Source organism: Bacillus sp. ATD (genome assembly GCF_050585765.1).
In the GTDB taxonomy this organism is placed as follows: Bacteria; Bacillota; Bacilli; order Bacillales; family Bacillaceae; genus Bacillus; species Bacillus stercoris.
Window position 1 is genome coordinate 23,913 of sequence record NZ_JBOBQH010000012.1, and the last position, 26,682, is coordinate 50,594.

The following is a 26,682-nucleotide window of genomic DNA, read 5'->3' on the forward strand; positions in this document are numbered from 1 at the left end:
AATATATAAAAAAGAAAACAGCATGGAAAACTGTTTTCTCTTTCTTTGCCTTCTTAAGCAAAATCTTTATATAAAGAAATGAAAATATCCCGTGAGTTTTTAATCTGCTCGATCGGCACACTGAAGGATAAGCGGAAATGCCCGCTCATTCCAAAACCGCTGCTCGGCACAATTAATAATTTGTATTTTTGGGCGGCATGCACGCAAAATGCGACTTCATCTTCAATTGGCGATTTCGGAAAAACAAAGAAGCCTCCCTTTGGCATTTCAAATTCAAAACCGGCTTCTTTTAAAATGTCTACCATTAAATCCCGGCGCTCCTTATACGCGCTTGCGTCTACTCTTAAATCATCCATTCGTGCCACAGTCCGCTGCATCATAACAGGGGCATTCACAAATCCAAGCGTTCGATTACAATACACAAAAGCGTTGATCAAAAGGCCCGCATTCGGCATTCGGCTGTCCAATCCGATATACCCGAGCCGCTCCCCGGCTATGCCGAGATCCTTACTGAATGAGCTGGCCAAAATCACACGATGATACGATTGAAACGGATTTGCCAGCTCTTCATCATAGATTAATTGACTATACGGTTCATCAAACAGCACATAAATCGTCTGGCCGCTTTTTTCTTCTATTTCTTTTAATAAAGCGCCTAAATCGTCTATATTTTTCTGACTGAGAACAGTGCCTGTCGGGTTATGCGGTGTATTGAGAATCAGCCCTTTCGTCTGCGGCGTGATCGATTGCCTTACCGCTTCAATGTCGATCTCGAACCGGTCTGTCAACGGGCAGCTGACGGCCTTGCCCCCATAGTTCTCAATATACAACTTATATTCGGCAAAATAAGGTGCGAGAATAATGACTTCTTCCCCAGGATTTATGATGCTTTTTAACGCAACATTCAAAGCGCCGCCCGCGCCCACCGTCATGACGATGCGCTCCGCTAGGAAATCAGCTTCAAAACGTGACCCCAGAAATTGCGCGACTTTTTCTCTCGCTGCCGGAAGACCTTGGTTTTGTATGTATCCGTGGCTGCCTTTTTCAGCTTCCGCTATTAACGCTCTCTTAAAAGCTTCAGGAGGTTCAACAATCGGGTTGCCCAGTGAAAAATCAAATACCTGGTCCTCCCCGAACTCTTTCTTCAGCCTCGCACCTTCATCAAACAGCTTGCGAATCCATGATCCTTTATTTAAGTTTTCTTTAACTTCCCGGGATAACCCAGCCAATTTCATCTGTCCCTTCCGTGTATCATCATTTGAAAATTCTATCTTCTTATGTTACTTCAATCAGATCATGAATTCCACAGCTTCCAATTCCCGTCTGGGAAAAAACAATAAACTTGTGCAAGACACCGTTCATATATTAAACTATTCTCATAACTATAACGTGATGGTTGGGAGGGATATAGATGGGGCTGAGACTTATCGCATCAGTGAACTAGCGGCGCTCGCCGGAGTAACGAAACGGACAGTTGATTATTATACGAATCTCGGTCTGCTTACGCCGGCCAGATCCTGTTCAAATTACCGTTACTACGACGAAAATGCACTCAAACGGCTTATATTTATTGTAGATTGCAAGAAGCAGCGATTGGCCCTGTCCGATATTAAAGATCGACTGGAGAACCAGTTTCCCTCTTCAGCTAAACTTAATGATGAAATTGGAAATCTGGCATTAGAAATTGATCATATGAATCAAAACATCTCCGGAATCTTGCATCGGTTTGAACGGCTGAAGCCTGAGGATCGTGACAAGCTGAAAAGCAAGCTCCCGCCTGAAAAGCTCGCCGTGTTCCAATCATTAATGCTGCTGTTAAGTTAAAACCATTTTATCTAACAGGAGGTGTTACCTTCATTCTCATTGCTAGAGTGAAGGTTCTAATTGGACATAGTGAATTTGATTTTAGTTGCTGTTTTAATCGCCCTGACGGCATTTTTCGTGGCATCTGAGTTTGCCATTATCAGAATCAGAGGCTCACGGATCGATCAGCTGATCGCGGAAGGAAATAAAGCAGCAATAGCCGTAAAAAAAGTGACCACGCATCTTGATGAATATTTATCTGCGTGTCAGCTCGGAATTACACTGACTTCCATCGGATTAGGGGTCTTAGGTGAATCAACGATTGAAAGGCTGCTTCACCCGCTTTTCGTAAAATTGAACGTTCCAGGTTCCCTTTCACATGTCATATCGTTTATTTTTGCGTATGCCATTATCACGTTCCTGCACGTTGTTGTCGGAGAACTTGCACCTAAGACAGTCGCTATCCAAAAGGCGGAAGCAGTGTCTATGCTGTTTGCGAAACCGCTGATTTGGTTTTACCGCATTATGTTCCCGTTCATTTGGCTTTTGAACAATTCCGCACGGTTATTGACAAAAGCATTTGGCCTGGAGACCGTTTCAGAAAACGAACTGGCCCACTCTGAAGAAGAGCTGCGAATCATTTTGTCTGAAAGCTATAAAAGCGGTGAAATCAACCAGTCAGAGTTTAAATATGTGAATAAAATCTTTGAATTTGACGACAGGCTCGCGAAAGAAATTATGATTCCGCGGACCGAAATTGTCAGCCTTCCGCATGATATCAAGATTTCAGAAATGATGGACATCATTCAGATTGAAAAATATACCCGCTACCCTGTGGAAGAGGGCGATAAAGATAACATTATCGGGGTTATTAACATAAAAGAAGTGCTGACCGCCTGCATCAGCGGCGAGGTATCTGTTGATTCGACCATTTCTGAATTCGTCAATCCGATCATTCATGTCATTGAATCTGCGCCGATCCAAGACCTGCTTGTCAAAATGCAAAAAGAGAGGGTCCACATGGCAATCTTGTCTGATGAATACGGCGGCACTGCCGGGCTTGTAACGGTTGAGGACATCATCGAGGAAATTGTCGGTGAAATTCGCGATGAATTTGATATTGATGAAATTAGCGAAATCCGCAAAATCGGCGAAGGCCATTATATTCTTGACGGAAAAGTGTTAATTGACCAAGTAAACGACCTGCTCGGCATTCATTTAGAGAACGAAGAAGTCGATACAATCGGCGGCTGGTTCCTTACTCAAAAATACGATGTTGAAAAAGATGATTCTATCATCGAAGAAGGTTGCGAATTCATCATTAATGAAATTGACGGCCACCATGTCGCATATATTGAAGTGAAAAAGCTTCAAGAAGAAGAACTCCTCGAGACTGCTAACCAGCAGGAAGCATAATAAGAAAAGCACCTTATACAAGGTGCTTTTCTTATTTTCACAGTTTCAGGCTAACGCCTTATAGCTGATCAAGTTTATTCTCTAATTCTTTAATCCGCTGATTCAAAGCCTCTGTCATTGCTGCAAGTCTTTCCTTTGACGGCAGGTGGGCAAAATCAGCCTGGTGAAGAGGCTCACCGATAATCAGCTTCATTTTTCCTTTTTTGAACAATTCTTTTCCGCTTGAAGGGCCCTGATATGCAGCAGGAACAAGCGGCGCTTTCCCCATTTGCGCAATTGTCACCGCACCTCTTTTCAAAGGCACGTCCTCAGAGGTTCTTGTTCCGCTTGGGAAGATACCGACAATCTCTCCTTCTTTCAGCAGCTTAATCGGTGTTTTAATACTGCTTGGCCCGGGATTTTCCCGATCTACCGGAAAGGCATGAATTTTCTGCAGAAACGAACCGATCCATTTATTTTGAAAAAGCTCTTTTTTCGCCATGTAGTGTATTTGATAAGGAAGAATCCCGACTCCGAGTGTAATCACATCAACCCAGCCGGAATGTGTACACGCGATGACAAAACCTGAATCGGCCGGAAGGTTTTCTTTGTTATACACCTTCACTCCTCCGCGAAGAGAAAGAATAACTTTTAAAGCATTTGCACAAAACTTATACATATCGCACTTCCTTTGTCGTAATCAATGATTCTTTCTGTCATCTATTATAACAATATTTTTTATTACCTGGTACTAATTTTTAAGATTTCTCCCGTTAAAACGCCAAAAAGCTGAGGATTCGCCCTCAGCTTTTGTTATATTTCCTCTCTGGTCGGCGGAGCCATAAACTCCGGTCCGACTGGGTCTGAAATTGTATTTTCCAATATGGTATTGATATCTTTCTGATCTTCACTATTCAGCGTCCAGCCTGTAATCTCAGATAGCGTCTCAAGCTGCTCAGGCTTCCTTGCCCCCCAAAGAGCGACATCCGCTCCCGGCTGGTCTAAGATCCATCTGACAGCCAAGTGAATCACAGATTTTCCATAGCGAGTCTTCGCCAGCTTATCCAATTGATTCACAGCAGAAAGATACTCTTTAAAGCGGGGCTTCTGGAATTTTGGATCGTGATTACGAAGATCATCGCCCTCAAATGTATATTTTTCGGTCATTTTGCCTGTTAACAGCCCTCTGCATAAACTGCCGTATAATAATGTTGTCACCTTGTGATCTCTCGCATACGGAAGAACATTCTCTTCCATTTCTCTTTCAAACAGATTATAAGGAGGCTGAATCGTATGGAGGGGTGCAACGGCGCGAAATGTATCCATTTGCTCAATCGAAAAATTGCTTACGCCAATCGCCCGGATTTTTCCCGCATCATATAATTCCTTCATGACTTCCGCTGTTTCTTCAATTGGCACAAGCGGATCAGGCCAATGCACCTGATAAAGATCAATATAGTCTGTTTGAAGCCGCTTCAAAGAATTCTCAACTTCCTCTACAATTCTCGCTCTGTTCGCATGGCGGAACAGCTGGTTGTTCTTCCAGTCCAGAGCCGTTTTCGTTGCGAGAATCACCTGGTCTCTTTTACCGTACTCTTTGATTGCCTTTCCGACAATTTCCTCGGACTGCCCGAAGCCGTAAGCCGGTGCGGTGTCAATCAGTGTAATCCCCTGATCAAGAGCGGCGCGGATTGTTTCAATCGATGTTTTTTCGTCAGTGCCTCCCCACATCGTTCCGCCAATGGCCCATGTGCCGAGGCCGATTCTGGAGGCTTCTATTCCTGTATCTGCTATACTGGTATATTCCATTGTGCCACTCCTTCACTTTTTCACTGTCTTTTCCCCTCTGGAAAAAATGTTAAACATTTCTCCGCACTATCTTTTGCGGCCATTTTTGGGTACTATATAGGAATGGTGTTTGATTAGGTATAAAAAAGCCGTTTGCATGTAATGTGCAACTTTAAACCTTTCTTATGCGTGTATAACATAGAGGGGAGAAAAGGCAGTGACGATCGATGAAATTTACCAAATGTACATGAATGATGTTTACAGGTTCCTGCTCTCCATGACAAAAGACAAGCATCTTGCTGAAGACTTGCTGCAGGAAACCTTTATGCGGGCATACATACACATTCACTCCTATGATCACAGCAAAGTAAAGCCCTGGCTTTTTCAAGTGGCGCGAAACGCCTTCATTGATTACGTCAGAAAGCATAAGAAAGAAGTAACCATTTCTGATGACTTAATCGGAAGCCTCTTTCAAAATGCTGTTCAGAGCCCTGCCCATCAGGTAGAGATAAAGGAAGTGCTGACTGGTTATATGTCCGAGCTCCCCGATAATTATCGGGAGGCCTTAACGTTATACTATTTAAAAGAGTTAAATTACAAAGAAGCATCCCATATTATGAATATTTCAGAGGCGAATTTTAAAAGTGTTTTATTTCGTGCCAGACAGCGGCTGAAAGCACTTTATAATAGAGGTGTTAATGATGAATGAAGAATTTAAAAAGCGTTTTGATCAATATAAAAATGGGGAAATGAGCGACCAGGAAATGACCGCATTTGAGGAAGAACTTGAGAAGCTCGAAGTATATCAGGAATTGATTGACAGCGAGCTAGAGGACGATAACGATTGGGATATCAGCATCAGTCCTGAAAAACAAAAAGCGATTTTAGCCTACGGCAAACGCAAATCTTATTTGCGAATTTCTGTGCTTGCCGTCATTTCGACATTGATGATTTTGCCGCTTTGCACGCTGGGAAGCTACCTCTATTACGGAATGGGCGGAAAACACAGCACCGGCAATGAGTTTATGGAAACCGCCGCAGTCACTGTAGCCCTGACCATGCCGAATGTTCTTGTTGATACTTCCGGGCTGAAAAGCCAAGTGAAGCTGTTTGGCATGAATACGGAATTCCCGCTGCAAAAGCAGATTGGCACGAAGACGGCTGCCGTAGGGAATGAACGGGTTGAAATGTTTTATAACAAAGTAAAAGCTCCGGCTGTAAACTACTATGACTTAGAAGCGAATAAAACCGGCCATTACTTCACACACCCTTCAAACACGTCTGAACAAACAACCGCAAAAGCAGAAAAAACATTAAAGACATTGCCTGAAGGAACGGTATCCGAGGTCTACCTTTCATATGACCGCGCATATCCGACAAAAGACGTGTATAACAAATTCAAAGGCTATGATGTGAGCTTTTTGTGGAACGCAATCGAAACAGAGAAAAACACAAATAAGACAGCTTCCACAGAACCTCTTGGCTATCCTGGAAAGGATTCAAAGTTCTTGGCCGCCCTTAATACAAAAGGCAAGTCGAATGGCGATCAGTTTATCAACGCCCTGAAATTTATGTCCAAACACGAAAAATGGGCTCAGGTCATTTCAAAACGCAAAGACCTGAATGTAGATAACCGATTAGATTATGTAGAGAAAAACGGTGTCAATGTTTACGGTTCGGTCGTTACAGGACCAACCAAGGAAATCCAGCGGATGCTGAAAAACAAATCTGTAAAATCAGCGAATATCGGCGAGGTGGAATTATGGAACTGGTAAGAATTTTTAAAGAACACAATGTATTCGGCTGGATCTCTGTCGGGACAGCGGTTCTGTCCCTGCTCTTGCTGAATTTGGCGATTATCAGCAATGTCACGTTTTATTCCTATCAAATGCTTCCGTTCGCCATGGCTGCCGTTCCGTTCGGCGTTGTTGAACTCTTCATCAAGAGAGGACGCACAGGCCCCGGCCTGCTCGGCGTCATCCTTAATCTCTTTGTGATTATTTGTGTGTATACCATTGTTTCTGTAGATACAAATTTACAGTTTGGTTTTTAAAAAAAGACGCCTTTTCAGGCGTCTTTTTTCATTACACCGGTTTTCGGAACAAATAGCTTTCTATAGCAAAACCCATTTTTTCTGTATAAAATCGATGTGCGTCTTTACGCTGAAGGCCAGATGAAAGACTGACAAAGCCAAGTCTGGCTTTACTCGCCCAGTCTGCGGCATAATCCAAAAGCATTTTGCCGTATCCCTTTGATCGGCTAGGTGCCGTTGTAACTAGATCCGCAACCCACAAGTGCTCTCCTTTATGAATGGAAACCCTCGGCTGAGCGCCGCACAGCGCTCTGATCTCTGTATCTTCATATAAGGCAAAGAGCATATACGATTCTTTCTGCACACAGGCTTCAAGCCTTTGTAAATATGTCTCGATATCTAGTTCTGTTCTCAATTCACCCATGACCGGATACGACTCAGCCCATTCTTCTTTCGTGGTTAATTGTTTGATATGAATCATCTTCTCAATCCCCTTTCCTTTCGTTACAATGATCATAGCTAATAAATGGCATTTACCAAATAGCCAATATCAGAAAAAATGACCATGCCAGATAAAAAGGAGACATGAGATGGATATCACGCCGTTTCTTGATAAAAAGAGCAAAATACCGCTGTATGAGCAGCTCTATACCTTTTTCAAACAAGAGATTTCACATGCGCGAATCACAAAGGGAACAAGACTTCCTTCAAAACGCAGGCTCTCCAGCTTGCTCGATGTCAGCACGGCAACAATAGAACGAGCTTACGAGCAATTAACTGCTGAGGGCTATGTCAAAAGCAAGCCGAAAATCGGCTGGTTCGCCGCGGAAGTAGAACCAGATTTTCCGTCAGCTCCTGACCATTTTCAGCAGTCTGCACAGCCTGGCTCACATAAAAAGAACGCACCTGCTATTGACTTTCATCAAGGCAATGTTGATCCGGCCCACTTCCCGTTTACCGCATGGAGAAAAAGCATAGTAAAAAGTCTGGATCGCTATTCCGATTCGTTTCACACCTCTGGCGACCCTCAGGGAGAATACGAACTCAGACACACGATTGCCCGATTCGTCAGGCTGTCTCGGGGAGTCAATTGCGAGCCCGGCCAGATTATCATTGGTGCAGGAACCACCGTGCTTCTGCAAATTCTTTGCCTTATGCTAAAACCAGGGACAAAAATCGGCTTTGAAGAACCGGGTTTTCACCGTTCAAGAAAGATATTTGAAGCAAATCGCATGAATGTCATTCCGATTTGTACTGATGCAGAAGGCGTCCTGCCGGATGAGCTCTACCGCCGGAATCCTTATTTCATGTATACGACTCCTTCGCATCAGTTTCCGCTTGGGACCATCATGACGATAACCCGCAGACAGGAGCTGCTTGCATGGGCAGCAAAATCAAATTCATTCATTATAGAGGATGATTATGACGGGGAATTTCGCTACAGCGGCCATCCCATTCCGTCTTTACAGGGCCCAGATCCGAATGGCAGAGTCATATATCTTGGCACTTTTTCAAAGTCAATTCTGCCTTCCTTGCGGCTTAGCTTCATGATTGTGCCCCCTGAACTCATGAAATCGATCAAAAACAACGCTCAGTTAATGAAGCAAACCGTCTCTGCCCACTCGCAATTCGCGCTGGCAGACTTCATCGAAACCGGAGAGTGGCAAAAACACATAAATAGAATGAGAGGCCTATACCGAAAAAAACACGCTGTCCTGTTAGAAGCCATCCGCTCTGAACTAGGAAACACCGTTGAGATTCTCGGTAAAAACTCAGGGCTTCACATTCTGCTGCGTCTTTTGTTTCCAGCAAGTGAGGACGAAGCAATAAAAGCAGCCGCAAACAACGGTGTAACCATCTATCCCGTCTCCCCTTCATATAAAGAACGAACGCCTTTTGCTTCTGTCTTAATCGGTTATGGCGGTTTGTCAGAAGAGGACATCAGGCTCGGCATCCAAAAACTGAAAACGGCATGGGCGCCGTTGATATCATCTTATTAAATAAAAAAACAGGCTCCATTCCCGGAGCCTGTTTTTTTAAAATGATAAAATTCCGATTAAATTTAAGAACACGATAATAATGGCAAGCGGCACGATAAAGCGAAGCAAATAAAACCATGTGTAAAAGAATGCTTTACCTGCATTTGATCCATTTCTCATTTCTGCCCAGAGCTCGCTCTTCGAAATTTTAAGCGGGATAAAAAGAGAAATTAACAGAGCGCCTGAAGGCATTAAAACATTGCTGACGGTAAAATCGGCAATATCAAAAAACGTTTTGCCAAATAGGTGCACATCACTCAATACGCCATAAGACAAGCAGCATGGGATTCCGACCAAAAAGATCAAAAGCCCGCTCGTCCATGACAGTTTTTTTCTCTTCTTTTCGTCCCCTTTTCCGATTGTGGCGACAATAATTTCAACCATCGAAAATGCTGAGGTTAAGGCCGCAAATAAAAATGCAACGAGAAAGCCGATAAAAAACAACGTGCCAAACGGCAGCTGTTCAAAAACGGCTGGAAGCACTGTAAACAGCAGTGTCGGTCCTTCATTTGGCTGAAAACCGAATGAAAAAACCGCCGGAAAAATAGCTAGACCTGCCAAGAGTGTCACAATGATATTCATCAAGACAATGGAGGCTGCTGAACGAGGGATATTTTGTGTTTTCGGCAAATAGGAGCTGTAAGTCACCATCACCGAAACCCCAAGTGTTAATGTAAAGAAGGCCTGTCCCAGAGCGAATAATATGGATTCCGGAGTCAGATCGCTGAAATGTGGCACAAGCAGAAACTTTACGCCTTCCATTCCACCGTTAAGCGTAAGAGACCGGAGAACAAGCAGAATAAACAACAAAAACAAAATCGGCATTATCACCGCGCTGACCCGTTCAATCCCTTTTTGAACCCCTCTGGCGACAACGATGACAGTCAGTACCATAAAAACAAGCTGAGCCGTGAGCGTCTGCACCGGATTTTGGATAATAGAAGCAAAAAGAGCGCCATACTGTGCTTGGGAAAGCCCGGACAGTGAGCCTGACGCTGTTTTTACGATATACAGCAAAATCCATCCCCCGATTACACTGTAAAACGACAGCACTAAGAAACACGCGGCTACGCCGATCCACCCCGTAAGAAACCAAGCTGATCGCGGCGCTTCTTTTTTATATGCATCAATGGCATTCGTCTGGTTCCGTCTTCCAAAAATAAATTCCCCCACCAAAAGCGGATAGCCTAAGAGGATGGTAAATAACACGAAGATAAGAAAAAAGGCTCCTCCCCCATTGGTCCCCGCTACGTAAGGGAACTTCCAAATCGCGCCCAAGCCGATAGCCGAACCGGCCGCTGCCATGACGAAACCAATTTTCGAAGCCCATTGGACTGGTTTTTGCTCAGACAATAAACGTCACTTCCTTTCCAGCCTATATTATCTCTTATTTTTGTCTTCATTTCTATAGATTCATTTGCCAAGAACAGAAAAGAGAGCGGCCTGTATGGCCGCTCTCTTTATCAAAGGTTATTTATTGATTTAATTTTGAATGCTTTCTTGAATACAGAAAATAGATGACCAAGCCGATTAACAGCCACACCAGGAAGCGGACAATCGTCACCCATCCCAGATTTAAAATCAAGAACAGGCAGAACAGAATCGCCAGGCCTGGGATCACGGGAACTCCCGGGCATTTAAAAGCTCTCGGAAGATCAGGCTGTTTCTTTCTCAAAACGATAACTGCCACAGAAATCAGGACAAATGCCGACAACGTCCCGATGTTTACCAGCTTTGCAAGTTCATCCAGCGGAACAAGTGAGCCGAGAAGCGCCGACATCGTTCCGAAAAACCAAGTGGCTACATAAGGTGTTTTGTGCTTTGGATGCACTTTAGAAAGTGAGCCCGGCACAAGTCCGTCACGCGACATGGCAAACATGACGCGGGTCTGCCCGTAAAGCATCACGAGCATAACTGTTGTCATTCCCAGCACGGCGCCAATATCAATGATGCCAGCCACCCAGTTTTGCCCTGCGCTTTGAAGAACAAGAGAAACCGGATGATCCACACCCGCAAATTGAGCAAACGGGATAACCCCAGTCATGATTGCTGATACGGTGACATATAAAATCGTGCAAACCAGTAAAGAGAAAATAATGCCTTTAGGCAGATCCTTCGCGGGATTTTTCGTCTCTTCCGCAGCAGAGGATACAGCGTCAAATCCGATAAAAGCAAAGAATACGAGCGCCGCTGCACTGAATACGCCGCCAAAGCCCATTGGCATAAACGGCTGCCAGTTGTGCGGCTTCACGTAAACGGCTGCCACCGCGATAAACAGCAGAACAACCAGTATCTTCAAGATAACCATGATATTGTTGACTCTTTTTGATTCTTTGATGCCTAAATATAGCAAATATGTGATCGCCATTACAATGACGAATGCAGGAAGATTAAACAGAGTAAAGGTGCCTTTCACTGCGCCCGGTGCCGCTGTTAAAGCAACCGGAAGATGAATGCCGAGCCCTGATAAAAATGATTGGAAATAACCAGACCAGCCGACCGACACTGCACTTACCGCCAGCATGTATTCTAAAATTAAATCCCACCCGATAATAAAGGCCATAAGCTCTCCCAATGTCGCATAAGTGAATGTATACACCGAACCTGAAACAGGCACACTTGACGCAAACTCCGCGTAAGACAGGGCGGCGAATAAACAAGCCAGCGCCGCCACAACAAATGAAATGGTCAGTCCGGGACCTGCCGTGACTGCGCCTGTTCCCGTCAGAACAAAAATTCCTGTACCAATAATGGCGCCGATTCCAAGCAACGTTAAATCGAACGCCCCTAATTCTCTTTTTAAAGACTTTTCACCGCTCGTCGCAGCGATTAAATCCTGAATGCTTTTCTTCCTAAATACGCTCCCTTTCATTCCCCTTCAACTCCCGATCATCTATTTTTATATATTTTATTTGAATTTTCTGAATTCATGAGCAGCAATGGTCATTTTTCTGTTTTTCTACTATATTTGTACTGGTCGCGAATCATTCCTTTCTCCTACTCAATATTATATATAAAATTGCAAAAATGAAAACAAAATTGTTAGAAAAATCGACAAATTTTTTATTTTCCAATTTCTAAACACACAAAAAAACCAGCTATCAAAGCTGGTTTTTTCGTTGATTACGTTGAAATAAAACGGCCGCCATTCACATGAATGGTCTGCCCTGTCATATAGGAAGATTCGTCAGACGCCAGCAGAACATAGGCGCCCGCATGCTCAACCGGCTGTCCCGGTCTTCCCATCGGGGTATCCAAGCCATGCTGTTTCACTTTTTCCTCAGGGAATGTCGCCGGAATAAGCGGTGTCCAAATCGGACCGGGCGCCACCGCATTCACTCTGATGCCTTTATCTGCAAGCGACATCGCCATGGACCGCGTAAAGGAGACAATCGCACCTTTTGTGCTGGAATAATCAATTAACGCCGTATCTCCTTCATAAGCGGTAATCGACGTCGTATTAATAATGGCACTCCCCTCTCGCAAGTGAGGCAAAGCTTTCTTCGTCATATGAAACATGGAAAAAATATTTGTGCGAAAGGTTTTTTCCAGCTGTTCTGTTGAAATATTGAGAATGCTGTCCTGAGGATGCTGTTCAGCGGCGTTGTTCACCAAGATATCTAGTTTGCCAAAATGGTCCACTGTTTGCTGCACAGCTTGTTCACAATGGTTCTCGTCCCCGACATCTCCCGGGATAAGCAGGCAGCGGACATTTTCCTTTTCGATCCGTTTACGTGTTTCCTCTGCGTCCGAATGCTCATCTAAGTAAAGAATGGAGATATCAGCCCCCTCTTTAGCAAACGCAATGGCAGCCGCTCTCCCTATCCCGCTGTCGCCTCCGGTAATGATCGCGACTTTTCCTTTCAATTTTCCGCTTCCTCGATAATCCTCGTCATCTGACAGGGGCAGCGGATTCATTTCTGATTCAATGCCCGGCTGTCTGTCCTGATGCTGGGGTTCTTGTCCTTCTGTTTGTCTGTCCATTGGGTTCACATTCATCACTCCTAGACATGTGGTTGATACTGAACGTTACCACACGACAGAAGTGAATAAACGCCAAAATATGCTATGAAAGAACTTCCTCAGGAATGGCACCTGTATATTTCGCTGACGGGCGGAAAATCATGTTGTTTTCTGCCTGTTCCAGCACATGGGCACACCATCCCACCATTCGGCTTGCTGAAAAGGTCGGTGTAAACAATTCATCGTCAAAATCGATGGCCTTCATCACAGCAGCCGCATAAAATTCAACATTTGTGTACAGCTTTCGTCCCGGTTTGTAGATTTCAAGCAAGCGAATCGCTTCTGCTTCTACATGCAGGGCAAGATCGAGATCGCGGTCATTGCCGGCCACCTCTTCTGCTTTCTGTCTCAAAGCTTCTGCCCTCGGGTCTTTTGTTTTGTACACCCTGTGGCCAAATCCCATCAACCGCTCTCCTTTTTCAAGTTTTTCTTTCAGATATGCTTCAGCATGTTCTTTTTCTCCAATGTCTTCAAGCATTTTTGTCACCGCAGAAGGGGCGCCTCCGTGGAGCGGGCCTTTCATCGTGCCAAGAGCAGCCGTGACGGCTGACACTAAATCACTTTCTGTAGATAATGTGACCCTTGCCGAAAAAGTGGATGCGTTCATGCCGTGCTCCATGGCCAGAATCATATAGGTTTCAAGCGCTTTCTTTTTTGCCTCTGAAGGCTGTTCACCTGTGAGCATATAATAATAGTTTTCGACATGTCCGTACTGGGAAGAAGGTGTTATTGCTTGTTCACCGCGCGTCCATCTTTTTCTGTAGGCAATGATGGAGGGCGTGATTGCAATCAGCCGGATTGCTTCTTCTGTTTTCGGATGGAATGTGTACGTATTTTCCCCCAATGCTGACACAACCGTTCTCAGCACCGACATATCGTCCATGTTGTTTGGCAATGACTGAATCAAGCGCTCAATGTGTTCCGGAAGGTGCCGGTCCGCAGCCAGCTTATCTTTAAATACCTGCAATTCTTCAGCTGAAGGCAGTTTCCCAAATAAAATCAAATAAGCCGCTTCTTCAAAGCTATGATTCAGTGCGATGTCTTTTGCATGATGGCCTCTGTAAATCAGACGCCCTTTTTCACCATCAATATGGCTGATGGATGTTTCCACACATGTAATTCCCTTTAATCCGTAATGTACCATTTGTATTCCCCCTATCCTTTTCTGTTATTATAGTAAATATAATATTTAAAAAATAATGAATATTTTAAAGGAAATTAATTAAAAATATTAATCAGAGGGAGAATAGAAATGGATTTCAAATGGCTTCATACCTTTGTGACCGCTGCGAAATATGAAAACTTCCGAAAAACAGCAGAAACGCTTTTCTTATCTCAGCCCACTGTGACTGTGCATATCAAGCAATTAGAAAAAGAAATCAGCTGCAAGCTGTTTGAGCGAAAAGGCAGACAGATCCAGCTGACTGATGAAGGCAGGGCTTATTTACCGTATGCGCTCAGGCTGCTTGATGATTATGAAAACAGCATGGCAGAGCTTCACAGAGTGCGACAAGGCTACTCTCAAACCTTACAGCTCGCGGTTTCTCCGCTTATTGCAGATACTATGCTTCCTTCTGTCATGAAGCGGTACACAGCAATGAACACGGAAACAGAAATGGCGGTGACGATTTTCGAATCAGCGGAAATCGCGTCACTGATAAAAGCCGGGGAAGCTGATATCGGATTGAGCTGTCTAAAGGTACAGTCTTCCTCTTTAAGCTGCCACTGCCTTTATAAAGACCCTGTCGTCCTTGTTGCCCCGCCCGATCAGCGTTTCATAGAAGACAAAGAAATTGATGCCAAAGAGGTGCTCGAGCAATACCTGCTTTTGACCCACAATCATCCTGATTACTGGGACGACTTGCTCCGTCAAGTCAGAGTGACATTTCCATTTGTGAGGACAATGAAGGTCACACAAACACATATAACGAAACGGTTTATCAAGGAAGGACTCGGGGTTTCATTTCTGCCTTTATCTACAGTAAAGCGGGAGTTAGCAGAAAAACAGATGATCAGAATCCCTTATCAGTCTGCTCAGCTGCCCTATGCCGGCGCTTATGCAATCGCCCTTTATGAAAATAAGAAAGAAAAAAAATTCTTGGATTTTTTATCACATTTTCATTTTTAGGAGCAACCAAAATGGATGTGCTCCGTCTAATGAAAAAAACCCGTTCCAATGAACGGGTTTCCTCTAAAATTAGAATCTTTTCGCACCGAGGTAACGAGGCTTCCAGTAGCTGTTGTCCAGGCTGCTGATTTGTACGCCGTCAGATCCTGCATGAATGAAGCTGTTGTTTCCAATGTAAATCCCCATGTGAGAAGGGCCGGATTTATATGTTGTGAAGAAGACGAAGTCACCAACAGACGGGCTGGCAATGCTTTTCATAGAACTCCAGTATCCCGCAGTGCTTGTTCTGCCCACACTTGTTTGTTTATTCAGTACATACCAAATGAATCCGCTGCAGTCAAAGCCAGAAGTTGTCGTTCCGCCCCATTTATATGGCGTTCCGACTAACGCTTTCGCATCAGAAACCAGCTTGCTCACATTCAGTGATGTAGTAGATGATGCTTTGCTGCTTGAAGATGATGAAGAAGAAGCAGGTTTGGAGCTGCTAGTGCTTGTTCCTTTCACCTTCAATACTTGGTTGACATAGATTACATCTGATTTTAAGCCGTTTAAGCTTTTTAATTTGCTAACCGTAGTGCCGTATTGTTTTGCGATTTTAGACAGACTGTCCCCGCGCTTCACTTTATAAGTCGAAGTTGAAGACGTTGATACGCTCGATGAGCTGGAGCTGCTTGAACTTGATGAGCCTTTCAGTTTCAGGACTTGTCCAACACGAAGCAAGTCTGATTTTAAGCCATTCAGTTTTTTCAGTTCATTGACTGTCATGCCGTATTTTTTTGAAATTTTCCACAGACTGTCTCCACTCTTTACTTTGTATGTAGAAGAAGAGGAAGAAGAACTGCTGCTTTTTGAACTTGTAGATTTGCCGTTAATCGATAAAGTCTGTCCCACATAAATAAAGTCCGAACGAAGGTGGTTCTCTGATTTAATTTTACTGATCGTTGTATCGTATTTTCTTGAAAGATCCCATAACGTGTCGCCTTTTTTCACCTTAATGCTTTGTGCAGACGCCGCTCCTGCAAATAATGTCGATCCTAAAACAACTGCTGTCGTAGCTGTAATGATTTGCTTTTTCATATTTTCCTCCCCAAATGTTAACTCTATATATATGTATCTCTTTTTTTTAAATTAATCTTATTGGTTTCTATTATAAGGATAGATTCCCATTAGAAATAGTCTTGACTTCATGTGACAAATTTCTTAATTATTCGTTCTAAAAAAAAGTTTTTAAGGGTATTAAATATTTCATTTTCGTTGCAAAGGTGACAAAAAACGAGTGATTTTGTCATGTTTTATGGGATGTTTTTCAACATAAAGGAAATAAATGAAAACTTTCGGGGGTCAACTCACTTATGGAAGAATGTATGATAAAGAATATACGAGGAAAGCTGCGGTTATCCGCAGTTTTTTTATTTAAACAAACATATCATGCAAGGACAGAGAGGTAAAGATTTTTCTGAAAAATGAATGCTTTGAACCAACTAAGGCAAAATAACGAAACGACGTTTTTCATTTCCTTACAATGCTTTACTTAATGTTTACACGATCAACAGATGCATTTAACAAAATTTCCCTAACATGACAAACATAACACATTAAAGGAGGCATGCTAAAAATGAATTTGTTTCAAAATATGAAATCAAAACTTCTGCCAATCGCCGCTGTTTCTGTCCTTACAGCTGGAATCTTTGCCGGAGCCGAGCTGCAGCAAACCGAAACGGCAAGCGCCAAAAAACAAGACAAAGCTGAGATCAGAAATGTCATTGTGATGATAGGCGACGGCATGGGGACGTCTTACATAAACGCCTACCGTTCCATGAAAAATAACGGTGAAACACCGAATAACCCCAAATTGACTGAATTTGACCGGAATTTGACAGGCATGATGATGACGCATCCGGATGACCCTGATTATAATATTACAGATTCAGCAGCTGCCGGAACAGCATTAGCGACAGGCGTTAAGACATATAACAATGCAATTGGCGTCGATAAAAACGGAAAAAAAGTGAAATCTGTGCTTGAAGAGGCCAAACAACAAGGCAAGTCAACAGGGCTTGTCGCAACGTCTGAAATTAACCACGCCACTCCAGCCGCATATGGGGCCCACAACGAATCTCGGAAAAACATGGACCAAATCGCCAATAGCTATATGGATGACAAAATAAAAGGCAAACAAAAAATAGACGTTTTGCTTGGCGGCGGAAAATCGTATTTTAACCGCAAGGACAGAAACTTGACAAAGGAATTCAAACAAGCCGGCTACAGCTATGTGACAACTAAAGAAGCTCTGAAGAAAAATAAGGATCAGCAGGTGCTCGGGCTTTTCGCGGATGGAGGGCTTGCTAAAGCGCTTGATCGCGACAGCAAAACACCGTCTCTCAAAGAAATGATGGTTTCAGCAATTGAACGCTTGAACCAAAATAAAAAAGGATTTTTCTTAATGGTCGAGGGGAGCCAAATTGACTGGGCGGCCCATGACAATGATACAGTAGGAGCCATGAGCGAGGTGAAAGACTTTGAACAGGCCTATAAAGCCGCGATTGAATTTGCGAAAAAAGACAAACATACACTTGTGATTGCAGCTGCAGACCATACAACCGGCGGCTTTACCATTGGCGCAAACGGCGAAAAGAATTGGCACGCGGAGCCGATTCTCTCCGCGAAAAAAACGCCTGAATTTATGGCCAAAAAAATCAGTGAAGGCAAACCGGTCAAAGATGTGCTCGCCCGCTATACAAATCTGAAATTTACATCAGAAGAAATCAAAAGTGTTGAAGCTGCTGCACAGGCTGACAAAAGCAAAGGGGCCTACAAAGCCATCATTAAGATTTTTAATACTCGCTCTAACAGCGGATGGACGAGTACGGATCACACCGGCGAACAAGTGCCGGTATACGCGTACGGTCCCGGAAAAGAAAAATTCCGCGGATTGATTAACAATACCGATCAGGCAAATATCATATTTAAGATTTTAAAAGCTGGAAAATAAAAAGGATGCAGAACGCTGCATCCTTTTTTTTATAAATACCTGCGGTGAACACCTTTTCCATCATACGAAAACATGACTTCCTTATCCTCAAGCACAGACTCAATGTGCACGCTTCTTCCCCAAAGCTGGAATAAATAAGGGAGCACTTTCTCCAAGTATTTCAAATCAAGCTCTATGCCCTCATACCAATGCTTAATATAGAGTTCGTTATTTTTCATATAATCGCCGTCGTTTACCGTCAAATATGGAAAGCCGCCATTTACCCGCATGCTTACGAGCTGGTCGCGCACCGACTTCCACTCTTTATCAATGATCTTATAATCTCTGCCCTGTTTTTGAAACAAATAAAGATCTTCGCGCATGACTAAGTCTTTGGTTAAATAATTGCGGATGAAAGAGATATCGGATTCAATCTCCCTGACCTCAAACATTTTCTCCCGGCCGGAGTCAGGCTGCACGCCCATTTTCTTCATTTCCTCCGTCGGGTTGTTGTACCGCTCCTCAATGTCTTCAAATATTTTCAGCCCTAAATAATAAGGGTTAATGCCTGTTTTGGACGGCTGAACGACACCTGCATTCAGCTTGGCGAACTCGATCGCTTCATCAGAGGTTAAATCAAGCTCACGTATAATTCGCTGGTGCCAATAGGAAGCCCAGCCCTCATTCATAATCTTTGTTTCCAGCTGAGGCCAGAAATAAAGCATTTCCTCCCTCATCATCGTTAATATATCACGCTGCCATGGCTCCAGCTCTCGGGAATGCTCCTCGATAAAAAGCAGGATATCTTTTTCCGGCCGCGGCGGGAACGGTTTTTTCGATTTTTTCACTTGTTTTTTCGGTTTCTTTTCATCCAAAGACCATAGATCATCGTAAGGCGTGGCTGCCTCTTCAATCTCCTCTTCCTCATCATCCACACTCCATTGGAGCTTTGGGCGGACCAACGACGGATCGATATGTTCCTGAATCGCAAGGATCGCATCTAAAAATGACTCTACTTCTTTTATCCCGTGAACCTGTTCATAGTGTTTTACACGTTCAGCCGTTGCCGCCATGCTTTCCACCATATCGCGCTTCGTGTTTTGGAAACGGCAGTTGTTTTTGAAGAAATCGCAATGGGCAAGAACGTGAGCGACAATCAATTTATTTTGGATCAGTGAGTTGCTGTCCAGCAAAAAAGCGTAGCATGGATCTGAGTTAATGACCAGCTCATAAATCTTGCTTAATCCCAGATCATAATGCAGCTTCATTTTGTGAAACTGCTTGCCAAAGCTCCAGTGGCTGAATCTTGTCGGCATCCCGTACGCGCCAAATGTATAAATAATTTCAGCCGGGCAGATTTCATATCTCATCGGGTAGAAATCAAGGCCGAATCCTTTTGCAATTTCGGTAATTTCCTCAATTGCCCGCTGTAATTCTTTCTTCTCCTCCGCGTTCAACCGAATCCCCCCTACTTGGACTTATCTATAATGTATGAGCCCGCCAGACAAAAGATGATAGCCTCACTCTGGCTAGAAAAAAATTCTCCAGCACATTCAGTAGTTTGCTTATTGGATCAGTGGGTAAACACACACCATACTACGAAAAAAAGGAGCGATACCAATTGAATGTAGCAGACGTGCTTTCTTCTTATCTCAGTAAGCTGCCAAACGTAATTATTGCTTTACTTGTCTTATTAATCGGATGGGCTATCGCTAAAATCATTGAAAAAGCGGTATACAAAGGACTCAGCAAAACAAAAATCGATGACAAACTCTTTGCTGGGAAAAAGCCTTCACGCTATTCCTCTGAAAAAGTCATAAGCAAGGTCGTTTATTTTATCGCATTGATCATCGTCTTTATTTTATTCTTTAACATTTTGCACCTGACAACAGTGGCATCACCATTTGTCAGTATGCTGTCGGCGATTGCAGCGGCGATCCCAAGCGTGCTGAAAGCCGGACTCATTTTGCTGTTAGGATGGGCTGCAGCCTCTGTTTTGAGCTTCCTTGTCAAAAAAATCGGGATGAAGCTGAACACGAGTGACAAACTGCGCAAGTGGAATTTGGTGTCTGAAGGAAAAGATATTCATCAGGCTGTCAATACCGCTTCACAAATTGTCTTTTATCTCGTGCTGCTTGTTTTCCTGCCAGGGGTCTTATCTTCTTTAAAAATAAGCGGCATTTCAGGCCCTTTTACAAATATGATGGAAAGCGTGCTCGCTTTTCTGCCGAAATTATTTGCAGCGGCGCTTATCGTATTAATCGGCTGGCTTGTTGCTCGCCTTGTACGTGATATCGTTACGAATTTCCTTGCAAGCATCGGCACGGAAAGATTCGCGGCACGTATGGGTTTATCCATTTACTTAAAAGATACAAGCCTTTCTGCAGTCATCGGAACAATCGCTTATGTGCTGATTATCATTCCGGTGGTCATTTCAGCGCTGGATCAGCTGGATGTCGCCGGCATTTCAAAACCGGCTGTCTCTATGCTGAATACGATTTTAAACATGCTTCCGAACATCATGATTGCCATCGTGCTTGTTTTAGCCGGTTTGTGGGCAGGAAAATGGGTGAAATCCATGGTGTCCGGACTGCTCCATCGCGCAGGCTTTGATTCTGTCTTAGGAAAAATGGGCATGGAAGCCGGAACGCCTGCAAAGCTGTCCTTGTCTCAAGTTGTCGGTTTGATTGCGCAAATCATTGTCATTCTGCTGTTTACAGCCGAGGCGCTTCAAATTGTTCGGCTGCACTTCCTCGTAGAAATTGCGACTGGCATCATCGCGTATCTGCCGAATGTCCTTGTCGCCGTATTCATTCTCGGAATCGGCCTTTACGCCGGGGAATTGGTGCGAAAAGTGCTCGCAAGCATGATAAAAGGCAAGGAATTCAAATCTTTAGCGGCCATCGCTAAATACACCATTATCGCACTTGCTTTCTTTATGGCTCTGGATCAGCTTGGTGTCGCTGCGACAATTGTCAATTCCGCGTTCATCATCGTTCTTAGCGGCTTCGCACTCGCTTTTGGTTTATCCTTCGGCCTTGGCGGAAAGGATTTTGCATCACGTTATCTGTCTACATTTGAACGCAAAATGCAAAACACCGAAATTGAAAAAAACGGCCAAAACCAAAATCCGCCAAATGACATGTAAACAAAAGAACATGCACCCAGCAGGGTGCATGTTTTTTAATTCCTTTTTTTTCATTTTTCAATCGATTATGATAAGATATAGAAAATGTCTTATTCTGAGGTCTTATTATGAAGTTAACCAATTATACAGATTATTCATTAAGAGTGTTGATTTTTCTGGCTGCAGAGCGTCCCGGAGAACTTTCAAATATAAAACAGATTGCTGAAACGTATTCTATTTCAAAAAATCATCTTATGAAAGTCATTTACAGGCTCGGCCAGCTCGGCTACGTAGAAACGATACGCGGACGAGGCGGCGGCATACGATTAGGCATGTCCCCTGAAGACATCAACATCGGTGAGGTTGTCAGAAAAACGGAGGACGATTTTAATATTGTTGAATGTTTTGATGCGAACAAGAATCTCTGCATTATTTCCCCGGTGTGCGGCTTAAAACATGTGCTTAATGAAGCGCTTTTGGCCTATCTTGCGGTTTTAGACAAATATACACTGCGCGACCTCGTCAAAAACAAAGAAGATATCATGAAGCTTTTAAAAATGAAGGAATAGATCCATGATTCCTTCTTTTTTTGTGCCTTTTGCCCCTTTTGTATTAAGATAATATAGCTATTTTTTAAAAAAGGCAAAACGATAAGAAAAATGTGCCGATATAAAAAAGAAACAGCAAATTCAAAATCATTGGGGGAAAAAGGAGAGCTAAGATGAAAAAGAAATTAGCAGCAGGGCTGACAGCATCTGCGATTGTCGGCACAACTTTAGCAGTAACACCAGCTGAAGCAGCAACGATTAAGGTCAAAAGCGGAGATTCTTTATGGAAACTGGCCCAAACCTACAACACAAGTGTGGCGGCCCTCACATCCGCCAATCATCTTTCGACTACTGTTCTGTCGATCGGCCAGACGCTTACCATTCCTGGCAGCAATTCCGGCACTTCATCTACTTCAAGCTCAACAACCAAGAAGAGCGGAAGTTCTGTTTACACTGTGAAAAGCGGCGATTCACTTTGGCTGATCGCAAATGAGTATAAAATGACGGTGCAGGAACTGAAAAAACTAAACGGACTAAGCAGCGATTTGATTCGTGCGGGGCAGAAATTAAAGGTGTCCGGCACAGTTTCTTCAAGCTCTAGTTCCAGTACAAAAAGCAACTCTAATAAGAGCTCAAGCTCCAGTTCAAAAAGCAGTTCTAATAAGAGCTCAAGCTCTTCATCTGCTACGGGAACATATAAGGTGCAGCTTGGAGATTCACTTTGGAAAATTGCAAACAAAGTCAATATGTCCATCGCTGAATTGAAGGTCTTGAACAACTTAAAATCAGACACCATTTACGTGAATCAGGTGTTGAAAACAAAATCAAGCGGCTCTGATACGTCTTCCAAAGACACTTCATCCAAACCGAACCAAAATTCGGCAACAACGAAATATACTGTAAAAAGCGGTGATTCACTTTGGAAAATCGCAAACAACTATAACCTGACTGTACAGCAAATCCGAAATGTCAACAATCTGAAATCAGATGTGCTTTATGTTGGACAAGTACTGAAGCTGACAGGTAAAGCATCTTCAGGCACTTCATCATCGTCGTCTTCTTCGTCAAATGCAAGCTCAGGCACGACGACTACATACACGGTGAAAAGCGGTGATTCCTTGTGGGTGATTGCTCAGAAATTTAATGTAACAGCTCAGCAGATCCGGGAGAAAAACAATTTAAAAACGGATGTCTTGCAGGTTGGCCAAAAGCTGGTCATTACCGGAAAAGCATCATCATCGTCGTCTTCATCCGGTTCTTCAAACACCACCATCTCAACGAGCGCGAAGATTAACACAATGATTGCCGCCGCTAAAGAGCAGATTGGGGTTCCGTATCGATGGGGAGGCACGACACCATCCGGGTTTGACTGCAGCGGATTCATTTACTATGTACTGAACAAAGTCACATCCGTATCTAGATTAACGGCAGCTGGATATTGGAACACAATGAAGCCCGTCAGCCAGCCTGCTGTCGGAGATTTCGTTTTCTTTACAACATATAAAGCCGGCCCTTCCCACGTTGGAGTTTACCTAGGAAACGGGGAATTCATAAATGCCAACGATTCCGGAGTTGTCATTTCCAATATGAACAACTCTTACTGGAAACAGCGCTATCTCGGTGCAAAACGATATTTCTAAAAACAGAAACTGTGCGGCCTTAACGGCTGTACAGTTTTTATTAGAGCCTAAAGACGTTGATGCTGATCATATGATTTGTCACCGGGTGAAAATAGACTTCGGCCCGAACAGAAAAAGTGTCATCTTTCTGTCTGACTGTCACCCGAAAGACATCTTTCGTCTGCTGATCATTCACCTCGGTCCGCCCCATATAAGCATAGTCAGAAAATGAAGCGCCCTTATATTCATCCTGAATTTTGCTCCAGGCAAGCTGTTCCCACTTTTGAATGGACTCGTTTGTGTCCGTTGAATGACCTTTTGCAGCCATTGACACGATGATCAACCCACAAAAAAGAAGCGCGATGGTATACGGCAGAGATTTCATATTTACAGTCTCCTGTACCAAGAATATGTTCCCTCATAGGTTTACCAAAAGCGCTATCTTCATTCAGGCATTTTGATTTTATGTCTCCCTCATATTGCTACCCCTTTACTGCCGCAGACGCCAAGTTTTGCCCCGTCAATAACAGAGGATGCGGCATAAACTAATCATGAACTTCTCATCCAAGAAAGGAGAAGCGATTCATGGATTATGCCGATTATGATAAAGCGCTTTATTACACCCATCGTTCTCAATGGGATAATTTATTAATTTTAATGGTGCGTACAGAGGATGATTTGTTGTCAAAACGAATCGAGCATTTTCTGCATGCGTATCATTTTGAACAGGATTACGCCGTTTTAGAAAAGATGCTGTATTCCCTTCTCCGTTATATAGATCATGCCACAGAGCTGACTTATGAAGATCAATTAGCCCTGCTCACATAAACAAATCCCGGCGGTTTAGACGCCGGGATTTCCTGCTTTTGCGAACACGCTAAGTTCTTCGACAAGCTCTTTTAAGCTTTCCTTAATGTTTTCAGCCACTGTAGCATGTTCAACATCAATATGCACCGGATCAAGCACCAGCTGCTTCGGAATGACATTGGCGTAGAGTCCCCGCATCACAGTTCTCATATTGTTCAGCGCATTGATGCCGCCTTTTCCGCCTCCCGCTACTGCCAATAATGCAACTGGCTTATATTTGAATTGTTCGCTGCTAAGAAAATCCAAGGCATTTTTTAAAGCGCCGCTCATGCCGCTGTGATATTCAGGCGATAATAATACAATCGCATCCGCTTTAGTAACGCGTTGCTTAAGCTCCTGTACCTGCAACAGCTCAGACTGATCCGCTTCACCATTAAAAATCGGCAATACAAACTCGCTAAGATCAATCAAATCCGTGTGATACAGTGCTGAAAGATAAGATGCGGCAATTCTTGTTCTGCCATGTTTTCTTGGCGTGCCATTTATGACTAACATGTTCATTTCGAGATCTCTCCATTCAAGTTATATTTCACTGCGAAAAGCGCTGCTTGCGTGCGATCGGCCACTTCAAGTTTTGCTAACAGATTCGATACATGGGTTTTCACTGTTTTTTCTGAAATAAACAAGGCTGCTGCGATTTCTTTATTGCTTTTCCCGTTCGCGATTTCAGTCAGAACGTCTTTTTCCCTTCTTGTTAATTGATAATATTTTTCTTTTTCCGGGTCGTGCTGATTTTTCATATGTGTCAGCACATGGGGCATAATAGCTGAAGAAAGCTTGTATTCGCCAGCATGCACTTGTCTTAATGTTTTCACCAATTCCTCGGGCTCAGTATCCTTTAATTGATACGCCTTCGCACCTGCCTGAAGAGCGGGGATCACGTGCTCCTGATCAGAGTAGCTCGTTAGCACAATAATTTTAATCTCCGGAAATTGCTGTATTGCTTTTTTAATGGCTTGAATGCCATCCATCTCGGGCATGGACAGATCCATTAGAACAAGATCCGGCTTTGTCTCTTCGATGACGCGGAGAGCTTCTATTCCAGTTGCGGCTTCCCCGGCCACTTCAATATCATCCTGGGTGGCAAAGAAAAAACGCAGACCCTTTCTGACAACATGGTGGTCATCAGCAATGACAATTTTCATTCCGTCCCTCCTTTTTGGCTTGATAGCGGAAGCCTGATGGACAGCTTTGTTCCCGCTCCAAGCGCTGAATCAATCCGAAACTTCGCGCCGGCTTTTTCCGCTCGTTCTTTCATGCCCTTGATGCCAAGTGAAGGCAGACCGGCATGCGCTTCATAACAAAACCCCGCCCCATGATCGATAATATCCAGCTCCGCATGGCCCAAAGCAGCAGTCAGACTGACATACGCCGTATCCGTTCCGGCATGCTTTTTGCAGTTATTTAATGCTTCCTGTACGACACGCCATAGCATATGCTCCTGTTCATCAGTCAGAACAGGACAGCCTTTTTGGGTAAACATGACCTTCAATCCAATAAGCGCGCCATAGCTTTTGATGGCTTCAGCCAGCCCTTTCTCCAACCCTCCGGGGCGAAGCTGCCAAATTAACGCTTTCATTTCCGCGAGGGCGTCCTGTGATAGGTTTTGAATGAAATCAATCATCTGCTGCAATTGCTCGTCTTTTGTTAGTGTCTTTGCAGCTTTGGCAGTTAAACTGACGGAAAACAGCATTTGATTGACAGAATCGTGAAGCTCCTGAGCGAGGCGGTTACGCTCCATTAAAAGAGCATTTTTTTGTTTATATTCGGAAAGCCTCATACGCTGGATTGCCGTTCCGATCTGAAAGGCGACAGACTCGAGTAAATGCAGCTCTTCCTCATCAAACATGGTTTTTCCGGCCGCCGCTACATTTAACAATCCGAATCTCCTGTCCCCGTCTTCTAAAGGCACAGTTGCATGATGCGTAATCCCTTCTGTGTCAAAACAATGCAGTTCTTCGGCCGATTCGATGCGTTTGCAGTTCATGATATTAGCAGCCCTTCTAAGCCCTCCGTTATTGAATTTTGTCAGGCAGTAACACTCCCCTTCGCACATCAGCACTTTTTCCTTGCGGCTTAAAGCGGGAGGCAGAAAAGCGTCGGCCGCTAACGTATAGGATCCATCTTCTTCGATCAGAAAAATCCATCCGGATTGAAGATTTGTCAGACTCAGCAATTCCTTTAAAACCTCATCTAGTGTTGCATTGATATCGTGTCCTTGATTTAAGGTTTCCGCAATCGTTTTCAGCGTTTTTAATTTTTCCACCCTCGTTTTGCTCACGTTTCTCACTCCGGCATTAATCTTGTATTTAAGATTATACCAGTTTTTTGTATTTCATTAC

At 43.7% G+C, this 26,682-nt stretch carries 26 protein-coding genes; 12 read left to right on the forward strand and 14 right to left on the reverse strand.

Annotated features, from left to right (window positions below; all coding sequences use genetic code 11):
* Positions 1-53 precede the first annotated feature (53 nt).
* Positions 54-1,235: a pyridoxal phosphate-dependent aminotransferase gene (locus ACQXR1_RS20025; protein ID WP_430772761.1), complete on the reverse strand. Its 1,182-nt coding sequence runs from the start codon at positions 1,233-1,235 to the stop codon at positions 54-56.
* Positions 1,236-1,392: 157 nt separating this feature from the next.
* Here ACQXR1_RS20025 and cueR point away from each other — a divergent pair, with 157 nt between their 5' ends.
* Both cueR and ACQXR1_RS20035 read left to right on the forward strand, forming a co-directional pair.
* Entirely contained in the window at positions 1,393-1,824 is a 432-nt protein-coding gene (cueR, locus tag ACQXR1_RS20030) for a Cu(I)-responsive transcriptional regulator (RefSeq protein WP_040083818.1), read from the forward strand.
* Positions 1,825-1,884: 60 nt separating this feature from the next.
* Positions 1,885-3,219 carry a hemolysin family protein gene (locus tag ACQXR1_RS20035; RefSeq protein ID WP_040083600.1) on the forward strand — a complete coding sequence of 445 codons (1,335 nt, stop codon included), beginning with the start codon at positions 1,885-1,887 and terminating at the stop codon, positions 3,217-3,219.
* 58 nt (positions 3,220-3,277) lie between these two features.
* On the opposite strand, the gene ACQXR1_RS20040 is transcribed toward ACQXR1_RS20035, so the two are convergent.
* On the reverse strand, positions 3,278-3,877 hold the full coding sequence (locus tag ACQXR1_RS20040; protein ID WP_014663357.1) for a 1-acylglycerol-3-phosphate O-acyltransferase: 600 nt from the start codon (positions 3,875-3,877) through the stop codon (positions 3,278-3,280).
* A gap of 134 nt (positions 3,878-4,011) precedes the next feature.
* Complete coding sequence (gene akrN, locus ACQXR1_RS20045) at positions 4,012-5,007, reverse strand: aldo/keto reductase AkrN (protein ID WP_430772762.1); 996 nt, start codon at positions 5,005-5,007, stop codon at positions 4,012-4,014.
* 196 nt (positions 5,008-5,203) lie between these two features.
* On the opposite strand from akrN, the gene sigM reads away from it, so the two are divergent.
* Genes sigM through ACQXR1_RS20060 form a run of 3 tightly spaced genes read left to right on the forward strand, consistent with a single transcriptional unit; the run spans position 5,204 to position 7,039 of the window.
* A complete protein-coding gene (sigM, locus tag ACQXR1_RS20050) occupies positions 5,204-5,695 on the forward strand; it encodes an RNA polymerase sigma factor SigM (protein WP_003224177.1) in 492 nt (163 codons plus the stop codon).
* Positions 5,685-6,761, forward strand: coding sequence for an anti-sigma factor (locus tag ACQXR1_RS20055; protein ID WP_430772763.1), 1,077 nt, complete (start codon positions 5,685-5,687; stop codon positions 6,759-6,761). Before sigM ends, ACQXR1_RS20055 begins: the two co-directional genes overlap by 11 nt.
* Positions 6,749-7,039, forward strand: a complete 291-nt coding sequence (locus ACQXR1_RS20060; protein ID WP_003233341.1) for an anti-sigma-M factor — start codon at positions 6,749-6,751, stop codon at positions 7,037-7,039. Before ACQXR1_RS20055 ends, ACQXR1_RS20060 begins: the two co-directional genes overlap by 13 nt.
* Before the next feature lie 31 nt (positions 7,040-7,070).
* Here ACQXR1_RS20060 and ACQXR1_RS20065 read toward each other — a convergent pair whose 3' ends face one another.
* On the reverse strand, positions 7,071-7,499 hold the full coding sequence (locus ACQXR1_RS20065) for a GNAT family N-acetyltransferase (protein WP_040083604.1): 429 nt from the start codon (positions 7,497-7,499) through the stop codon (positions 7,071-7,073).
* A gap of 109 nt (positions 7,500-7,608) precedes the next feature.
* Here ACQXR1_RS20065 and ACQXR1_RS20070 point away from each other — a divergent pair, with 109 nt between their 5' ends.
* Positions 7,609-9,018 carry a PLP-dependent aminotransferase family protein gene (locus ACQXR1_RS20070; protein ID WP_430772764.1) on the forward strand — a complete coding sequence of 470 codons (1,410 nt, stop codon included), beginning with the start codon at positions 7,609-7,611 and terminating at the stop codon, positions 9,016-9,018.
* A gap of 36 nt (positions 9,019-9,054) precedes the next feature.
* On the opposite strand, the gene ACQXR1_RS20075 is transcribed toward ACQXR1_RS20070, so the two are convergent.
* The 4 genes from ACQXR1_RS20075 to citA all read right to left on the reverse strand — a co-directional run bounded on the left by ACQXR1_RS20075 (position 9,055) and on the right by citA (position 14,224).
* The gene (locus ACQXR1_RS20075; protein ID WP_206868735.1) at positions 9,055-10,410 is read right to left on the reverse strand and encodes a sodium-dependent transporter; all 1,356 of its coding nucleotides are present in this window, start codon (positions 10,408-10,410) and stop codon (positions 9,055-9,057) included.
* Positions 10,411-10,531: 121 nt separating this feature from the next.
* Positions 10,532-11,929, reverse strand: coding sequence for a branched-chain amino acid transporter BcaP (gene bcaP, locus ACQXR1_RS20080; RefSeq protein ID WP_003245791.1), 1,398 nt, complete (start codon positions 11,927-11,929; stop codon positions 10,532-10,534).
* A 251-nt stretch (positions 11,930-12,180) separates the two neighbouring features.
* Positions 12,181-13,050 carry an SDR family oxidoreductase gene (locus ACQXR1_RS20085; protein WP_014663350.1) on the reverse strand — a complete coding sequence of 290 codons (870 nt, stop codon included), beginning with the start codon at positions 13,048-13,050 and terminating at the stop codon, positions 12,181-12,183.
* A gap of 73 nt (positions 13,051-13,123) precedes the next feature.
* Positions 13,124-14,224, reverse strand: a complete 1,101-nt coding sequence (gene citA / locus ACQXR1_RS20090; RefSeq protein WP_429764872.1) for a citrate synthase CitA — start codon at positions 14,222-14,224, stop codon at positions 13,124-13,126.
* Positions 14,225-14,332: 108 nt separating this feature from the next.
* On the opposite strand from citA, the gene citR reads away from it, so the two are divergent.
* Complete coding sequence (citR, locus tag ACQXR1_RS20095) at positions 14,333-15,208, forward strand: transcriptional regulator CitR (RefSeq protein ID WP_206868731.1); 876 nt, start codon at positions 14,333-14,335, stop codon at positions 15,206-15,208.
* Positions 15,209-15,277: 69 nt separating this feature from the next.
* Here the strand turns inward: citR and lytE are convergent, their stop codons facing one another.
* Entirely contained in the window at positions 15,278-16,285 is a 1,008-nt protein-coding gene (gene lytE / locus ACQXR1_RS20100; protein WP_069149274.1) for a peptidoglycan endopeptidase LytE, read from the reverse strand.
* A gap of 529 nt (positions 16,286-16,814) precedes the next feature.
* Between lytE and phoA the strand changes: the two genes are divergently transcribed.
* A complete protein-coding gene (gene phoA / locus ACQXR1_RS20105) occupies positions 16,815-18,200 on the forward strand; it encodes an alkaline phosphatase PhoA (RefSeq protein ID WP_430772765.1) in 1,386 nt (461 codons plus the stop codon).
* Between the two features lie 29 nt (positions 18,201-18,229).
* Here phoA and spoVR read toward each other — a convergent pair whose 3' ends face one another.
* Positions 18,230-19,636 carry a stage V sporulation protein SpoVR gene (gene spoVR / locus ACQXR1_RS20110; RefSeq protein WP_430772766.1) on the reverse strand — a complete coding sequence of 469 codons (1,407 nt, stop codon included), beginning with the start codon at positions 19,634-19,636 and terminating at the stop codon, positions 18,230-18,232.
* 164 nt (positions 19,637-19,800) lie between these two features.
* Between spoVR and ACQXR1_RS20115 the strand changes: the two genes are divergently transcribed.
* From ACQXR1_RS20115 to lytF, 3 genes are all read left to right on the forward strand, one after another.
* Positions 19,801-21,327, forward strand: a complete 1,527-nt coding sequence (locus ACQXR1_RS20115) for a mechanosensitive ion channel (RefSeq protein WP_411151053.1) — start codon at positions 19,801-19,803, stop codon at positions 21,325-21,327.
* A 107-nt stretch (positions 21,328-21,434) separates the two neighbouring features.
* Positions 21,435-21,875 carry a nitric oxide-sensing transcriptional repressor NsrR gene (gene nsrR / locus ACQXR1_RS20120; protein WP_014663343.1) on the forward strand — a complete coding sequence of 147 codons (441 nt, stop codon included), beginning with the start codon at positions 21,435-21,437 and terminating at the stop codon, positions 21,873-21,875.
* Between the two features lie 152 nt (positions 21,876-22,027).
* Entirely contained in the window at positions 22,028-23,494 is a 1,467-nt protein-coding gene (lytF, locus tag ACQXR1_RS20125) for a peptidoglycan endopeptidase LytF (RefSeq protein WP_014663342.1), read from the forward strand.
* Between the two features lie 40 nt (positions 23,495-23,534).
* Here the strand turns inward: lytF and ACQXR1_RS20130 are convergent, their stop codons facing one another.
* Positions 23,535-23,858, reverse strand: coding sequence for a YqzG/YhdC family protein (locus ACQXR1_RS20130; RefSeq protein ID WP_151256762.1), 324 nt, complete (start codon positions 23,856-23,858; stop codon positions 23,535-23,537).
* A gap of 200 nt (positions 23,859-24,058) precedes the next feature.
* Between ACQXR1_RS20130 and ACQXR1_RS20135 the strand changes: the two genes are divergently transcribed.
* The gene (locus ACQXR1_RS20135) at positions 24,059-24,301 is read left to right on the forward strand and encodes a YhdB family protein (RefSeq protein WP_003224139.1); all 243 of its coding nucleotides are present in this window, start codon (positions 24,059-24,061) and stop codon (positions 24,299-24,301) included.
* Positions 24,302-24,316: 15 nt separating this feature from the next.
* On the opposite strand, the gene yhdA is transcribed toward ACQXR1_RS20135, so the two are convergent.
* Genes yhdA through yhcY form a run of 3 tightly spaced genes read right to left on the reverse strand, consistent with a single transcriptional unit; the run spans position 24,317 to position 26,621 of the window.
* Entirely contained in the window at positions 24,317-24,841 is a 525-nt protein-coding gene (gene yhdA / locus ACQXR1_RS20140) for an FMN-dependent NADPH-azoreductase (RefSeq protein ID WP_069839125.1), read from the reverse strand.
* Positions 24,838-25,485: a two-component system response regulator YhcZ gene (yhcZ, locus tag ACQXR1_RS20145; RefSeq protein ID WP_151256754.1), complete on the reverse strand. Its 648-nt coding sequence runs from the start codon at positions 25,483-25,485 to the stop codon at positions 24,838-24,840. The genes yhdA and yhcZ overlap by 4 nt, the downstream gene beginning before the upstream one ends.
* Positions 25,482-26,621: a two-component system sensor histidine kinase YhcY gene (gene yhcY, locus ACQXR1_RS20150; RefSeq protein WP_430772767.1), complete on the reverse strand. Its 1,140-nt coding sequence runs from the start codon at positions 26,619-26,621 to the stop codon at positions 25,482-25,484. The genes yhcZ and yhcY overlap by 4 nt, the downstream gene beginning before the upstream one ends.
* Positions 26,622-26,682 lie beyond the last annotated feature (61 nt).

Coding starts and splice junctions, on each gene's coding strand:
- ACQXR1_RS20025 (WP_430772761.1), bottom strand. CDS start 1,235: ATGAAATTGGCTGGGTTATCCCGGGAAGTTAAAGAAAACTTAAATAAA.
- cueR (WP_040083818.1), top strand. CDS start 1,393: ATGGTTGGGAGGGATATAGATGGGGCTGAGACTTATCGCATCAGTGAA.
- ACQXR1_RS20040 (WP_014663357.1), bottom strand. CDS start 3,877: ATGTATAAGTTTTGTGCAAATGCTTTAAAAGTTATTCTTTCTCTTCGC.
- akrN (WP_430772762.1), bottom strand. CDS start 5,007: ATGGAATATACCAGTATAGCAGATACAGGAATAGAAGCCTCCAGAATC.
- ACQXR1_RS20055 (WP_430772763.1), top strand. CDS start 5,685: ATGATGAATGAAGAATTTAAAAAGCGTTTTGATCAATATAAAAATGGG.
- ACQXR1_RS20060 (WP_003233341.1), top strand. CDS start 6,749: ATGGAACTGGTAAGAATTTTTAAAGAACACAATGTATTCGGCTGGATC.
- ACQXR1_RS20065 (WP_040083604.1), bottom strand. CDS start 7,499: ATGATTCATATCAAACAATTAACCACGAAAGAAGAATGGGCTGAGTCG.
- ACQXR1_RS20070 (WP_430772764.1), top strand. CDS start 7,609: ATGGATATCACGCCGTTTCTTGATAAAAAGAGCAAAATACCGCTGTAT.
- bcaP (WP_003245791.1), bottom strand. CDS start 11,929: ATGAAAGGGAGCGTATTTAGGAAGAAAAGCATTCAGGATTTAATCGCT.
- citA (WP_429764872.1), bottom strand. CDS start 14,224: ATGGTACATTACGGATTAAAGGGAATTACATGTGTGGAAACATCCATC.
- citR (WP_206868731.1), top strand. CDS start 14,333: ATGGATTTCAAATGGCTTCATACCTTTGTGACCGCTGCGAAATATGAA.
- lytE (WP_069149274.1), bottom strand. CDS start 16,285: ATGAAAAAGCAAATCATTACAGCTACGACAGCAGTTGTTTTAGGATCG.
- phoA (WP_430772765.1), top strand. CDS start 16,815: ATGCTAAAAATGAATTTGTTTCAAAATATGAAATCAAAACTTCTGCCA.
- nsrR (WP_014663343.1), top strand. CDS start 21,435: ATGAAGTTAACCAATTATACAGATTATTCATTAAGAGTGTTGATTTTT.
- lytF (WP_014663342.1), top strand. CDS start 22,028: ATGAAAAAGAAATTAGCAGCAGGGCTGACAGCATCTGCGATTGTCGGC.
- ACQXR1_RS20130 (WP_151256762.1), bottom strand. CDS start 23,858: ATGAAATCTCTGCCGTATACCATCGCGCTTCTTTTTTGTGGGTTGATC.
- ACQXR1_RS20135 (WP_003224139.1), top strand. CDS start 24,059: ATGGATTATGCCGATTATGATAAAGCGCTTTATTACACCCATCGTTCT.
- yhdA (WP_069839125.1), bottom strand. CDS start 24,841: ATGAACATGTTAGTCATAAATGGCACGCCAAGAAAACATGGCAGAACA.
- yhcZ (WP_151256754.1), bottom strand. CDS start 25,485: ATGAAAATTGTCATTGCTGATGACCACCATGTTGTCAGAAAGGGTCTG.